This is a genomic window from Cohnella herbarum (assembly GCF_012849095.1).
GTDB classification, from domain to species: domain Bacteria; phylum Bacillota; class Bacilli; order Paenibacillales; family Paenibacillaceae; genus Cohnella; species Cohnella herbarum.
In genome coordinates this window covers 3,420,206-3,433,821 of record NZ_CP051680.1, presented here as the reverse complement: position 1 = coordinate 3,433,821, position 13,616 = coordinate 3,420,206, and the positions used below count along the sequence as shown (strand labels likewise).

General features: G+C 51.2%; 12 protein-coding genes. 5 read left to right on the top strand and 7 right to left on the bottom strand.

Going from position 1 to position 13,616, the window contains the following annotated elements; translation table 11 throughout:
* Positions 1-11 precede the first annotated feature (11 nt).
* From HH215_RS15320 to HH215_RS36860, 3 genes are all read right to left on the bottom strand, one after another.
* Positions 12-869 carry a J domain-containing protein gene (locus tag HH215_RS15320; RefSeq protein WP_169280697.1) on the bottom strand — a complete coding sequence of 286 codons (858 nt, stop codon included), beginning with the start codon at positions 867-869 and terminating at the stop codon, positions 12-14.
* 68 nt (positions 870-937) lie between these two features.
* Positions 938-1,399, bottom strand: coding sequence for a bactofilin family protein (locus HH215_RS15315; protein WP_169280696.1), 462 nt, complete (start codon positions 1,397-1,399; stop codon positions 938-940).
* Between the two features lie 3 nt (positions 1,400-1,402).
* The gene (locus tag HH215_RS36860; protein ID WP_169280695.1) at positions 1,403-2,419 is read right to left on the bottom strand and encodes a M23 family metallopeptidase; all 1,017 of its coding nucleotides are present in this window, start codon (positions 2,417-2,419) and stop codon (positions 1,403-1,405) included.
* A 179-nt stretch (positions 2,420-2,598) separates the two neighbouring features.
* Between HH215_RS36860 and HH215_RS15305 the strand changes: the two genes are divergently transcribed.
* The gene (locus HH215_RS15305; RefSeq protein ID WP_169280694.1) at positions 2,599-3,693 is read left to right on the top strand and encodes a ParM/StbA family protein; all 1,095 of its coding nucleotides are present in this window, start codon (positions 2,599-2,601) and stop codon (positions 3,691-3,693) included.
* A gap of 71 nt (positions 3,694-3,764) precedes the next feature.
* On the opposite strand, the gene nagA is transcribed toward HH215_RS15305, so the two are convergent.
* The 4 genes from nagA to HH215_RS15285 form a co-directional block, all read right to left on the bottom strand.
* Positions 3,765-4,949 (bottom strand): N-acetylglucosamine-6-phosphate deacetylase, encoded by a 1,185-nt coding sequence (gene nagA, locus HH215_RS15300; protein WP_169280693.1) that lies wholly within the window; start codon positions 4,947-4,949, stop codon positions 3,765-3,767.
* Positions 4,946-5,674, bottom strand: a complete 729-nt coding sequence (gene nagB / locus HH215_RS15295; protein WP_169280692.1) for a glucosamine-6-phosphate deaminase — start codon at positions 5,672-5,674, stop codon at positions 4,946-4,948. The genes nagA and nagB overlap by 4 nt, the downstream gene beginning before the upstream one ends.
* Positions 5,671-6,540: a MurR/RpiR family transcriptional regulator gene (locus HH215_RS15290; protein ID WP_169280691.1), complete on the bottom strand. Its 870-nt coding sequence runs from the start codon at positions 6,538-6,540 to the stop codon at positions 5,671-5,673. The genes nagB and HH215_RS15290 overlap by 4 nt, the downstream gene beginning before the upstream one ends.
* A gap of 96 nt (positions 6,541-6,636) precedes the next feature.
* A complete protein-coding gene (locus HH215_RS15285; RefSeq protein WP_169280690.1) occupies positions 6,637-7,716 on the bottom strand; it encodes an alpha/beta fold hydrolase in 1,080 nt (359 codons plus the stop codon).
* Between the two features lie 234 nt (positions 7,717-7,950).
* On the opposite strand from HH215_RS15285, the gene HH215_RS15280 reads away from it, so the two are divergent.
* From HH215_RS15280 to HH215_RS15265, 4 genes are read left to right on the top strand one after another with little or no spacing between them, the layout of a single operon-like run.
* Positions 7,951-8,973 (top strand): LacI family DNA-binding transcriptional regulator, encoded by a 1,023-nt coding sequence (locus HH215_RS15280; protein ID WP_169280689.1) that lies wholly within the window; start codon positions 7,951-7,953, stop codon positions 8,971-8,973.
* 29 nt (positions 8,974-9,002) lie between these two features.
* Complete coding sequence (locus tag HH215_RS15275; RefSeq protein WP_169280688.1) at positions 9,003-9,698, top strand: ABC transporter ATP-binding protein; 696 nt, start codon at positions 9,003-9,005, stop codon at positions 9,696-9,698.
* A complete protein-coding gene (locus tag HH215_RS15270; protein WP_169280687.1) occupies positions 9,679-10,704 on the top strand; it encodes an efflux RND transporter periplasmic adaptor subunit in 1,026 nt (341 codons plus the stop codon). Before HH215_RS15275 ends, HH215_RS15270 begins: the two co-directional genes overlap by 20 nt.
* Positions 10,705-10,739: 35 nt before the next feature.
* A complete protein-coding gene (locus HH215_RS15265) occupies positions 10,740-13,616 on the top strand; it encodes an ABC transporter permease (protein WP_169280686.1) in 2,877 nt (958 codons plus the stop codon).

Below are 13,616 nucleotides of genomic sequence, written 5' to 3'. Positions count from 1 at the left end.
TCGTTGCCGGATTAGGGCGCCGATTGAATAATCTTCTCGAGCAGCAGGCGGGAGTCGGCCCACTTGTCTTCTTTGGCGCGAATCGCGATGATCGGACGTTCTCCGTTTAACTCGATACCGCTGAATATAGGGCTTCCCGAAATATCGATTCCGTAAGGCTGTTCGGCGGGATCCTCTTCGGAAGCCGCTTTGCGAATCTTGTCCTGCGGAATGCTCATGCCCGTCTTCGCCATGAAATCGTCCAAATTAACGAAAGCGCCTTGGAAAGCTAAGCTCTCGAAGTTTTTCTGATCCGTAATATAGAGCTCGGTCATCTCGGTCATCAGCATAAGAACGCTTTTCTGCTGCATGGCCATATCCTGCTGGCTTTTAATTTCCGTCGGAACGTAGACGAGCTTCGTTTCGATTCGTTTCCATTCCGGAATGAGCTTTAACATGTTTTGTTCCAGCATTTCCGTGTCCACGAAGTAATAGTTGCCGAATACGCTTAGGCTGAGATTGGCGGGAGGCGTGTTGGCGGCTTCCCTTCGCTTGTCGATGCCTTCTTTGATCATGTAACCCGCGATCAAGACGACAATGATTCCGATGATGACGTGAAATTTATAATAGTAAAAGAAATGAGCGGTTTTGGTCTGCTTCTCCATCGTGCCGGTTTTCTCGGACTCGATTCCCAGTACGAGGTTGTAAGCGCGATTAATTTCCGTCAGATCTAATGCCTGATTATCTTCGTCACCCGCGTCCGAGCGCGATTTCTCCGACCGTGCTCTTTTTAACAAAATAAAATAGCGGTTTTCCACTTGTTCCCTAGTCGCGTCTTCCGGCAAACCCAGTATTTCGTACGCCTTCTTCAAGTCTTCCAATTCGCTCACTCCAGTCAGCCTTCCGATCTATCTTCCTACTTAAGAATCATACACGAAATCAGGAAGGACACGCAAACTTACCACGTTTTGAAAACGGCAGCCGCATCGCCGTCAGGAGAGACGGACTTAACGATTTCGGGTTCGCGAGGCGCGATTTTTTCTTCGGCGATAACCGGTACGGGGGCATCCTTAGCATCCATCTTACTCGTTCCTTGGAAAATGCCTCCGGATTCGATAGACAACTCAAGAGCGGACAGGTTGCCGTGGAGTTGTCCGCTTGCTTTGATCGTCAACTTGCCGGATGCGGCTACGTTACCCACCACTTGTCCGGCGACGACCACGTTCCTGGCTCTGATATCGGATCGGGCTATGCCGTTCTCTCCGATCGTAATATCGCCGGCGCAATCGATGTCGCCGACCATCTGACCTTCAACGCGGATTCCGGCTTCCGATTTAATCTTTCCCTCGAAAGTCGTTCCTTCTCCGATTAAAGTGTCGGTCATATTGGGATCGATCTTTGCTTTCTTATTCTTAAACATGGGTTAATTGCTCCTTCTAGTTGCTCTAAGATAAGGACTCGGATCTACATGTTCGCCATTGATGATCACTTCGTAATGGAGATGGGGGCCGGTGCTTCGTCCCGTCGAGCCAAGGTCGCCGATAACGTCGCCTTTCTTGACTTTGGTTCCGACCGTCGTACGTATTTTGCTCATATGGGAATAATGAGTTCTCAAACCGTTAGAATGCGCGATGAGCACGTTGTTGCCATGGGAAGGGCTTCTATCGGCCTCGATTACGGTGCCGTCGGCAGCCGCGTAGATCGGATCCCCGGTATCTCCGCCTATGTCCAAACCTGCGTGAGTGGTGGCTCGATTCGTAAAAGGGTCCTTGCGTATGCCGAAGGTAGACGTTATCCGCCGTGAATCCGTCGGCCAGATCGTTGGAGTAACCGCGAGCAGCTTCTGCTGTTTGGCGACTTCGACCTTCGTTAATTCGAGCTCGGGCTTCATGATCTCGATCTGCTCATCGAGGGAGAGAAGCCGATCGCGGGTTCGGTCGATCAATAAGGCCATTTCATCATCGCTGACCGGTAGTTCTTCTCCGCCTTTGCCGCCATCCATGGCAAACTGCTCGGCATCCTCGTCCGTTTCGGTAGACGACGTCTTAGCCGCCTTGCTTTTGGTGGAATCCGCGGAATCCAATCCGACCATTTCCCGTAATTCCGCCTCGAGCTTTTTGATCGCGTTCATGCGAGAGCTCATCGTCTTCGTTTGTTCGGACAAATTAGCCAGATCGGTTTGAAGCTCGCTAATATGGTCGTCCTTGTTTTCGATCATTTGTTCGTAGTCTCCGGTTGCCGCCGACAATTGCTGTTTAAGCTGACCGATTTGGCCCGTATTTCCGCGGTATAGCAGGAATGCCGTAATGCTGCTCGCAAGTATAGCAATGGCTATGATCGCGCCGATTACGAGAATGACCGCCGATAGTTGGAAACGCCTAACCGTGCTGTTCGCATCCGGGATCACCATGAAGGTGAACTTCTTATGTCGCCATTTCATGACTTTCCTCCTGCTTGTTCTACATCGTCATCAAGATTATTCGACGATTTTCGCCTATATTCCTTTTTTACTCAAAAAAATGATAAGAATCAATAGTGGTAAAGGAGGAATTTGTCGTAATAAGGCGAACTCCTATATAAAAGCAAGTGGCAAAGGTTGGAGCCCGGGAGGTTCATTACATGATTAAACTAGCAGGAATAGATATCGGCAACGACAGCGTCAAATTGGTCGTAAGCGGTTCGAACGAACCGGTTATTATCCCTAACATCGTATCGCCAGGTTACGAGCGGCACGTCCTTCAAGAGGAGGACGCCCCTCTTAAAGCCCTCGACGTTATGGTATATAGTCCGAAGTTGAAAAAGAAGAGCCAGCGTTACTTCGTCGGACAGCTCGCGTCGGAGGATCAAGATAACGCGGAGTTGGAGGAAACGGACAATAAAGCGACTAGCGATCAATCGTTGATCGTCGCGCTGACGGCTCTGGCTTACGCAAGCGTGACGAGCGTAGCGCATACTTTGCAGCCAGGCCAGACGATCGATCAGGTCGAATACATAATCGGAACGGGATTGCCGGTTCGCACGTACGCGCGTTACCATCAATCTTTCGAAGAGCGTCTGGTCGGCGAACACGAGGTTACTTTCTTGTCCACGCCGAAGCTGCGCGGACGCACGGTGCGGGTTAACATCCGTAGGGCAATCGTCTCCATCGAAGGCGCGGCTGCCTTGTTCCATATGGCTACTCACGAGAACCTTCAGGTAAGGGACGAGGAACTGTATTACGGCTGCATCGGGATTTGCGAGATGGGCGCGTTGACTACGGATTTCCCGGTCGTGAAGCGGATGAGCATAGACAACCAATTCAGCACGGGCGAACAGCTCGGATTAGCTTCCTATCTGGATTACATCATTCGCGACGTCGAAGATCAATTCGGTTATCGCTTTCCGAGCCGCACGAAGCTTATCCAACGTATTCGCAGGCACGAATTCATCATTCAGCGCGTAGGCGAAGGGCAAGCGGACATTCGGCCGATCGTCGATAACTACTTCAGCAGGGCCGCTCAGAAGATCGTGGATCTCATCCGCAAGCGCTGGAAGAAGTATCCCGATATTCAGTGCTTCTACGTACTCGGCGGCGGCGCGGCGGCGTTAAAGCCTTACATCCTGGATGCGGCAGAGAACATGCGCCTTCGTTTCGTCGAAGATAGCGAATTGCAGAACGTCTATGGCTACCTTAAGCTGGCGAAGAACAAAACTTCGCAATCGGAAGCCGTTTAAGATGATATAAATACAAAAGCAAAGGACCGTCAGGGAAACCCCGACGGTCCTTTGCTTTGTATGCATCTGCTTCAGTTTGCGAAACGAGATCCGCGAATCCAGATAGACTGGAGCTCCAGAGAATCATCCAATAGCAGGAAATCCGCGGCTTTGCCGACTTCCAGCGAACCGGTCAAGCTATCGATTCCAAGCTGACGCGCAGGATTTGCGCTAGCCATTCGGCTTGCTTCTTCCAAGGATACGCCGACCGTCCGAACCAAATACCGCACGGCGCTAATCATCGTGAGCGTGCTTCCGGCAAGGCTATCGTTTTCCTTCAGACGCGCGACGCCGCATTTCATATGGACGGGAAGTCCGCCAAGATCGTATTCCCCATCCGGCATGCCCGCGGCTGCCATGGCGTCGGTGACAAGAATAACGTTATGAGTGCCTTTGGCCCGAGTGATCAGCTTAATGCCGGCCGGATGAACGTGGTGCCCGTCGGCGATGACCTCCGCCGTAATGCGATCGTCGGTCAGCACGGCGCCGACGGTGCCCGGTTGGCGATGGTGAAGCGGAGTCATCGCGTTAAAGGTATGGACGGCATGCCTTAAGCCGTGATCGGCGGCTTCGATGATCTGCTCGTAGGTCGCATCGGTATGACCGCAACTGGGGACAATACCGTTACTGGCTAACTTCTCAATATATTCAAGAGAACCTTCGACTTCCGGAGCGAGCGTCTGGATTTTAATAACGCCGGGGAATCGGTTTACCCAATCTTCCAGCCATTCCGGTTGCGGAGGAAGGATGTAAGCCGGATTTTGCGCGCCTTTCCATTTTACGTTCACGAACGGCCCTTCCAGATGAACGCCGACGATTTGCGTATAAGGCATCGATTCGGCCATGAATTGGCTAACGCGCTCAAGTACGGCAGTCAAATCTTCGCGGGAAGCGGTCAGCGTAGTCGCCAATAAGCTTGTCGTTCCGTTCGCGGCATGGAATTTCGTGATTGCCGCTATTCCGTCCGAGTCGGAGTCCATGAAATCATGACCGCCTCCGCCGTGTACGTGCACGTCGATAAATCCCGGAATAACCCATTGTCCATGGGCATCGATTTGAAGCAAATTGGGATCGAGCCCTTGCCCATTCGAAGCCGAAACGGCTATCTCCGTAATGATACCCTCTTTAACGGTCAATATTCCGTGCTCCACGACGCCGGCTGGCGTTACAATACGGGCGTTAACGACTTGGAAATCGCTGCGAGGGTTATTGTTCATGCGAGTTTACCTGCCGCTGCGGTATCCAGCAGTACGATCAGATTCGGATGCGTCTGAAGCAACGATGCCGGAACGTCGGTCGTGATCGGCCCTTGAAGGGCTTTTTGAACGATATCCGCTTTGTCCGCGCCCTTGACGACGAGCAATATTTTTTTGGCTTTCAGAATGGTACCGACGCCCATCGTTAAAGCTTGTTTAGGCACATCGTCGATCGAGTCGAAGAAGCGAGCGTTCGCTTCGAGAGTTTCTTCCGCCAGATCGACGACGTGCGTGCCTTTGATCAGCGCATGTGCCGGTTCGTTAAAGCCGATATGACCGTTATGGCCAAGTCCTAATAACTGAAGATCGATTTGTCCGGATATTTCGATGGATTCGTCGTACCGGCTGCATTCGGCTACGGGATCGGCGGCATTGCCGTCCGGAATATGGCACTGCGATGCAGGTAAGTCAATGTGATCGAACAGATTGGCATTCATATAAGAATGATAGCTTTCAGGGTGATCTTTGGGAATATTAACGTATTCGTCCAGATTGAAGGTCGTCACGTTGCGGAAGCTGACCATGCCTCTTTGGAAATCGCGGACGATTTGCTTATAGATGCCGACGGGCGTTCCGCCCGTTGCCAACCCGAGCACTGCCCGAGGGGTAGTTTGGATTTGGCCGACGATAATGTTGGCCGCCGCTTCGTTAAGCTTGTCGTCGCTGTCGTAAGTTAGAATGTTCATTTGGATTTCCTCTCTTCTTTGTTCGTAATGTACTGCTCGACCGTTTCGTAAGATCTCTTCAACCTAGGGACGTAAAGTTCGAAATGCTCGCTGACGAGTCCGGTGAATAGAATGTCTACTACGTGAAGCTGGGCCATCCGGGAAGCCATGTCCCCTCGCCGCATGCCGATTTCCGAAGAGGAAGTAAACAATCGGATGTCCGCATCCTCCGCGAGCCTATTCGCTCCGAACCGGGTAATGGACAACGTCGTGGCGCCCCGCTCGGCCGCGCTGCGAAGAGCATGAATCGTTTCGGGGGTTTCCCCGGAGTAGGAGATTCCGACGGCTACGTCGTTCGGAGTCAACGACGCGGCCGAAGTCAACTGAAGGTGGGGGTCGGAGAACGAAGCCGCGACTTTCCCGATTTGGATCAGCTTATGGAAGAAATCCTGGGCCACGATCCCCGAAGTCGCCGAGCCGTAAAGATCGATGCGAGTAGCCCCGTGCAAGGCGTCGATCGCCAAGCGAAGCTGGTTCAAGTCGAGCACTTGCGTCGTGTCCGTGATCGAGCGAAGGTGATTGGCCGTTATCCCGGATACGATGTCATGGAGCGGGTTGCCGGCGACAACGTCTTGATACTGGTTGGAGGTGGAAGTTTGTTGTACGAGCTCGGTTGCCAGCTTCTGCTTGAAATCGGGAAAATTGTGCGAATGGAACGTTTTGCAGAAACGGGAAATCGTTGCCGCGCTGCTGCCCGATTCCGCCGCCAGCTCGGTGATCGTCATTTTCGCGGCTTGCTGGGGATGTTTAAGCAAGTATTCGGCAAGCCTTCGTTCTTTGACGTGTAAGCTGTCCATTTTATCCAGAATCGCATTCAATAGGCTCATAGCCGACATCCTCTGATTTGAAAATTAATTTCTTTTTTACTATTAACTACAAGAAAACTATTTTCATATTATAAACTTATTGTACTGTACGGGAATTTATCTTGCAACGAATGTTTCATCCTTAATCCTAACCATCCATTCCGAGAATAGCTCCTTCTCTTCAAAATGCGGGAAATGAGCCGATCTCTCGAACCATACGAACGTTTTGGAAGGGGCGATTAACTGTTCGTAATATTCGTAAGCGATTTCCGAAGGGGTCATATAATCGTATTTGCCCATGAAAAAGTAAACGGGAACTTTTAATTCCGGGACGGACTCGAATAAATTCGCGGTTGCCGTTTGCGGTAAAATGGCGTTTCTGGAGAAGGAGTCCCCGAGAGCGAGTTTAATTCCGTCGAACCAGGAGTATTCGGGCGCGAAGAACACGCCTTTGATCAAATCCTTGTAGGTGCTGATATTCCTCTCGGAGCCCCCGAAAGCGGATACCCATTTCCGTTCTAAGGTCGCGTCCTTGCGAGGATTGCGATAAGGAGGAGATCCTATCGTTTCAAGCTCCTTAATCGCTTTACCGTTGTTCCGCAACTTGGCTTCCCTTAGAGCGAATTCATAGGAACGTTGCTCTCCCAGAGGGGAATTCGCGACTTGTCCGATGCCGATGTAGGCATAATAATTTTCCGGATATCGCTGTATGGTTAACGTTCCGAGCAGGCTTCCCCAAGAATGGCCGACTATGTAGATTTTCTTTTGATCGAACCTTTCTCTCAAATGCATTGTTAATCTATGCGTATCCTCAATAAGCTTGTCCACTTGAAGATCCTCGTTCGTTAGACTCCAATGATAGGACTTCCCGGAACCGCGTTGATCCCAGTTCACGACGATAAAATCTTTTTCCAATTGCTGCTGATATTTACGAGAATAAGCGATTTGCGGATATCCCGGACCTCCATGCAGGAAAAGAAGGACTGGATTATCCGTACTCTGACCTCTAATCAATATCGATTGTTTAACGCTGCCGAGAGAAATTTCTTCAAGGGTCGCTATACTGTTCGGGAGTACTTTGCCATCTTCGTCTTTAATTGCGGGAGTCCATGAAGGAAAGAATAGAAAGAGAAGGAGAAGAATAAGAAAAAAGAGTGGAAACAGAATTCGTTTTCGCTTGTAAAATGCCTTGCGCATAGAAATCACGTCCTAGAATAGAGATTCCCATTAGTATAACCGCGGAATAAGCAGGTGTATATTTATCTTATTCATGTCGAATCTATCGAAAAATCGTTTGAAGAATTGACAGTTATTTACTCCTGAATTATATTGAAAGCAGATTTATTGCAAACGTTTGCAAAAAAGTAAACTCGAAGCGAAAGGGGTTACTTGTTTGTTCCTTGCCGAATGGAGTGGAGGAAGTTGAAAAGCATGAAATCCCCCATGGCCGAGGGAGGCATCAAGGCGGTCGCCAAGGCTCTGAACCTATCGGCTAGCACGGTATCGCGAGCCTTAAACGGAGTATACGGCGTAAACGAAGACACAAGGAAGCTTGTTCGGGAAACGGCAAGCGCGATGGGGTACGTGCCCCATCTCGGCGCCAAGCAACTCGTAGGGAAAAGCAGCAATATGATCGGAGTGTTCATCCCCCAATTCGAGTTCGAGGCGAGTTCGGGATACGTTGACATGTTTTCACCCTTGCAATTGGCATTGCAGAGCCATGGCAAGGATGCTTTATTTTTCTCGATTCCCTTCTTGCATTATCCGAAGGATCGACTGACGGAATGTATCGGTTCCCGGAGCTTGGAAGGTTGCCTGATTTTTCCGGCGTTCTCTCTGTCGCATCCGATCATGCAAGAAGCTCTGGCGCTTAATCTTCCTTGCGTGAATTTCGAGAACGTCGTCGGACCCCGATGTTCTTCGGTCGTGTCGGACGATCGCGAAGGCGGAAGATTGGTCGGGCGAAAGCTAGCGGAGAAAGGACACCGGGTTATCGGTTTCCTAAGCGGTCCGCCCCAGATTCGGATCTGCCAAGAGAGGTATGAGGGATTTTGCGAGGGGTTACGCGAAGCCGGCATCGCGCACGATCCCTCGCTGGTCGCGATCGGGGATTTCTCGGGATCTAGCGGAGCGGATCTTGCGATCCGGCTGCGGAATGAGCATCCGGGGATGACGGCTTTATTTTGCGCGAACGATCTGATGGCCATGGGTGCGATGATGGCTTTCGCCAAGTCGGGCGTCTCGGTGCCGGATCAAGTCTCGATCGTAGGTTATGATGGCGATCACTTCACGCCCTACACTTCGCCTCCAATGACTACGATTAAACATTCGAGAGAAGAAGTGAGCTCCACCGCGGTGAAGCTGTTAATGGAACTGCTGGAGGGAAATCCGGGAAGAGGGACTTCCGTGCCGCCGCAGCTCATCATGCGACAATCGCTTATCGGTTTGGACTGAGTAATCGGAGAAAGGAGACCACGAGCAGGATGACGGTCGCAACCAAAGATATTATTCATGCGAATGGCATTAAACGCGTATTCGGCAAAGGCAGCGGAGCCGTAACCGTGCTGAAGGGGGTCGATATTCGTCTTCCTTCGGGCAAGCTGGTCGCGTTCAAAGGCAGGTCGGGTTCCGGTAAAACGACGCTGATTAATTTGCTTAGCGCGCTGGATCACCCTTCGGAAGGGAAGATTATTTTCGACGGACGAGATCTCACCGCGATGTCGAGTAAACAAAGGGATGCCGTACGGAGGAAAGAGATGGGGCTTATTTTCCAATCGTTTGCCCTTATTCCTCTCATGTCCGCTTACGAGAATGTCGAGTTCGTGCTCAGAATCGCCGGAATTCCGGCCAATGAGCGGAAAGCGGCGGCTATCCAGGCATTGGATCATGTCGGACTGAAACCGCGGATGCATCATAGACCTTTCGAGATGTCGGGAGGAGAGCAGCAGAGAACGGCGATCGCGCGGGCGATCGCGCATAAACCGAAGCTGATTCTAGCAGATGAGCCCACGGCGGAGTTGGATAGCCGGACGGGGTTGCATATTATTAAAGTTTTTCGGGATCTGGTAGAGCAAAGCGGGATTACGATCGCCCTGACCACGCACGATCCGGCCATCATGGAAATCGTTGACGAAGTATACGAACTGGAGGATGGACAAATTGTCTCGCACAATGAATAAGGCGCTATCTCTCGGATTAACGATCGTATTAGGCAGTTCTCTGGCAGGTTGCTCGCTGTTGCCCAAGGAAGAGGAAGCGTTGAAGCCGCCGCTCATCAAACCCGCTCAAGAAAACTATTCCACGGTTAACGTCGAGAAAGGATCGATCGTCAAAGCCATTTCGGGTAGCGGCACCTTCGAATCGCTCGCGACGGACATTTCCCAGTTTACGGGAGGAGGCGGGAGAATCGACAAGATTCTCGTTAAAGCCGGAGACGTGGTCAAAAAAGGCGACGTGCTCGTCGAATTGATCCTGGACGGTCTGGACATTCAGTTGAAGGAGCAGCAGCTGGCGCTGGAGAAAGCGAAACAGGGCTTTCGTCTGGCCCGTAGCGGCGGAGATGAAAACACGCTAAATATCGCACAGTTGCAGCTCGAACTCGAGCAGCTCAAATATGACAGGCTGGCGAAACAGTTTGAAAGCAAGAGGCTGTTAGCGGGCATGGACGGTCAAGTGGTGTTCGCGGAAACATTAGACGAAGGCGACTTTGTCGAAGCGTATCAGACGTTGGTCATCGTGGCCGACCCGTCCAAGCTTCGGGTAGCGATTCGCGTCGATAACGCCAACGATATCCGCGAGGTCGAGGTAGGAGTTGAAGCTAAGATTACGCTTAAGAAGGAAGAGGTTATCGGCAAGGTCGTGCAGACGCCGTCCTCTTCTCCGGAGACGTTGAATAAGGATTTAGCCGAGAAATACGCAAAAACATTGTATATCGAAGTTCCGAAGCTGCCTAAGGAAGCTAAGATCGGGTCTATGCCGGACGTGAAAATCGTTACTCAGCAACGCGACAACGTCATTAAAATTCCTCGCAGCGGATTAAGATCTTATTTGGGTCGGAATTTCGTCCGGGTATTGGAAGAGGGCAAGCGCCTTCGCGAAATCGACGTCGAACCCGGACTGACCAGTTCCACCGAAGTCGAGATCATTAAAGGGCTGACGGAAGGCCAAGTCATCGTTCTGCAGTAATTATTCCGCATTCCTAGAGCCAGGGAGGCTATATCGTGGCCTTATTCGTAATGATTATTCGTAAAATGATTCAAAATAAATGGCTCGTTTCCAGTATGTTTTTCGGCATCTTGATGACCGTAGCGCTCGTTGGAACGATGCCGATTTACTCTGAAGCGATTTTGACGCGGATGTTGGTCAAGGATTTGGAAACGTTCCAGAACGAGAAAAAGGTCTACCCGGGCTCGTATTGGACGATGATGGGGTTCTATAACGAGAAGAGCGACCGGCGCGCCAAGATGATTTCCGATACCGATCGGTTCATGTCGGACGAAGCCGGACCCGGGTTCGGCATTCCGGTTAAGGAGCTCGTGCGCGAGCGTCGGACCAAGTCCGTCTCGCTCATTCCCGACGGGCAAACCTCGGCTAAGAAAATCAGCACGACTCTAAGATCGTTCAGCGATCTGGAGCAGCATATTAAGCTGGAAGACGGGAGATTGCCCGCTAAGCAGCCGGTTAACGGCGTTTACGAGGTGCTACTAACGGAACAAGCTCTTAGCAGTTTCAAGATCGTGCTCGATCAGGTGTTCGAGCTCAAGGACGATAAAATAATGGGAACGATCAAGATCAAGCCGGTCGGCCTATTCAGCAAGAAGCAAGACGACGATCCCTATTTTCGCAATGCGAGCTTAAGCGATCTGAATTCGGTGTTCGTAATCGGCGAAGAGCTGTTCACGCAGGAATTCATCAAAGGCAATAAAATCCCGGTAGCTTCGAGCGGATGGTTTTTCGTTCTGGATTATTCCAAGATGGAGCTTGGGAACGTAAATAACTTCATCGAAACGGATAAAGCGATAAGAGCCGAAGTCAAAACCAAAGTCGTCACTTTTCAAAGCGAGTTTACGGTGCCGGCGATCGCGACGATCACGAAATATTTCGAGCGGTCGAAGCAACTGAGTAAGCTGATGTGGTCGTTAAACGTTCCCGTCTTGATCATGCTCGGGTTCTATATGTTCATGGTATCCAACCTGATCGTGGATCGGCAGAAGAACGAGATCGCCATATTGCGAAGTAGGGGCGCCTCGAGATGGCAGATCGTGCTCTCGTTCGCCATAGAAGGGTTATTGTTATGCGGAATCGCATTGCTGGCGGGTCCTTTCATCGGGATGGGGTTAACGAAAATGCTTGGGGCGTCCAACGGCTTCTTGGAATTCGTGCAACGTTCGAGAATGACGGTTCATGTTAACGAGCAGGCATTCCTATATGGCGGGGTTGCCGCCGCGGTGTCTTTCGTCATGCTGCTCATTCCGGTTATGATGGCGACCCGCGTATCTATCGTAGGGCATAAACAACAGCTTGCGAGAATGCAACGGATGCCGTTCTGGCATAAAGCTTTCTTGGACGTACTGGCTCTGGCCGTGTCCATCTACGGTCTGTACACGTTCCAGAACCGATTGAAGGATATTCGGAGTCTCGGGTTGACGACCGACGATTTGAATCTCGATCCTCTGCAGTTCGTCATGCCGGCGTTATTCGTCATCGGTGCCGGTTTGCTGCTGCTCAGATTATATCCATTCGTTCTGAAGCTCATTTATTGGATCGGACGCAAGTGGTGGCCGCCTTCCTTATATGCCACGCTAATCCAAGTCGGGCGTTCGAATAGCCAGTACCAATTCCTGATGGTATTCCTGATTATGACCATCGCGATCGGAGTATTCAGCGCCGGGGCGGCTAGGACGCTCAACACGAATACGGAGGATCGGATTCGTTACGGCAACGGCGCGGATTTCGTCCTGAAAGCGCAATGGGCGAATGACAAGCCGCCACCGCCGGGTCCGGGGGCTCCGCCATCCGCGGCCGCGACTGCGGAGGTCGTACCCAAGGTGATCCACTATCTGGAGCCGGCTTTCGATCCGTATTTAGAATTGACGGGCGTCGAGCAGGCCGCGAAAGTATTCATAAAAGAGAAGGCAAGCTTCTCGTCGGGGTCCTCGCAAGGATCGGCCACTTTAGTCGGCGTGGACAGCGATGAATTCGGCAATACGACTTGGTTTCCGAAAAATTTGCTTGATTATCCTTTTTACGAATATTTGAACTTGATCGCCTCCGATCCTCGCGCAGTTCTAATCTCTCGAACATTGGCGGAGCAGAGGGGCGTCAAGACCGGCGACACGATCAGCATAGGTTGGGAGAACGTCAATTCGCAGCCTTTCGTCGTGTTCGGCATTATCGATTATTTTCCGACCTTTAATCCGAATCCGCCTATCGGCTCCATCGACGTGTCGGAAGAAAACGGAAAGAAAAACGCGCCGATGCTCATCGTCGGCAATTTAAGTCGGATCCAGTTCCAGCTCGCGTTGGAGCCTTACGAAGTATGGTTAAAGATGAAGCCCGGTTATTCCACGACCGAGCTTTACGACAGTATCGAGAAAATGAAGCTGCCAATTACGAGTATTTCGAATACGAGAGAAGAGTTGACCAAGGCGAAGAACGACCCGTTCTTGCTGGCGCTTAACGGAATATTGACCCTTGGCTTCATCATTTCGATCGTGATCAGCTTCGTCGGTTTCCTGCTCTACTGGATCTTATCGCTGAAAGGACGAACGCTCCAGAACGGGATCATGCGGGCGATCGGCTTGTCTCTCAGGCAGTTGATCGGAATGCTGGCATTGGAGCAGTTGTTAACCTCCGGCGTAGCGATCATGATCGGCGTTATGGTCGGCAACGTCGCTAGCCGATTGTTCGTTCCGAACTTCCAAATCGCCTTTAATCCGAGCAGTCTCGTACCTCCGTTCAAGGTCATATTCGACGCGATCGATTTTATCCGTCTATATTCCATCGTAAGCATCATGTTGTTCATCGGGCTTTGCATACTTTCGTATATGCTCTCCCGTATCCGCGTTCATCAAGCGCTGAAGCTGGGGGAGGACTAA

Excerpts from the sequence above, each read along its gene's own strand:
- HH215_RS15315 (WP_169280696.1), bottom strand. The coding sequence starts at position 1,399 with ATGTTTAAGAATAAGAAAGCAAAGATCGATCCCAATATGACCGACACT.
- HH215_RS36860 (WP_169280695.1), bottom strand. The coding sequence starts at position 2,419 with ATGAAATGGCGACATAAGAAGTTCACCTTCATGGTGATCCCGGATGCG.
- HH215_RS15305 (WP_169280694.1), top strand. The coding sequence starts at position 2,599 with ATGATTAAACTAGCAGGAATAGATATCGGCAACGACAGCGTCAAATTG.
- nagA (WP_169280693.1), bottom strand. The coding sequence starts at position 4,949 with ATGAACAATAACCCTCGCAGCGATTTCCAAGTCGTTAACGCCCGTATT.
- nagB (WP_169280692.1), bottom strand. The coding sequence starts at position 5,674 with ATGAACATTCTAACTTACGACAGCGACGACAAGCTTAACGAAGCGGCG.
- HH215_RS15290 (WP_169280691.1), bottom strand. The coding sequence starts at position 6,540 with ATGAGCCTATTGAATGCGATTCTGGATAAAATGGACAGCTTACACGTC.
- HH215_RS15285 (WP_169280690.1), bottom strand. The coding sequence starts at position 7,716 with ATGCGCAAGGCATTTTACAAGCGAAAACGAATTCTGTTTCCACTCTTT.
- HH215_RS15280 (WP_169280689.1), top strand. The coding sequence starts at position 7,951 with ATGAAATCCCCCATGGCCGAGGGAGGCATCAAGGCGGTCGCCAAGGCT.
- HH215_RS15275 (WP_169280688.1), top strand. The coding sequence starts at position 9,003 with ATGACGGTCGCAACCAAAGATATTATTCATGCGAATGGCATTAAACGC.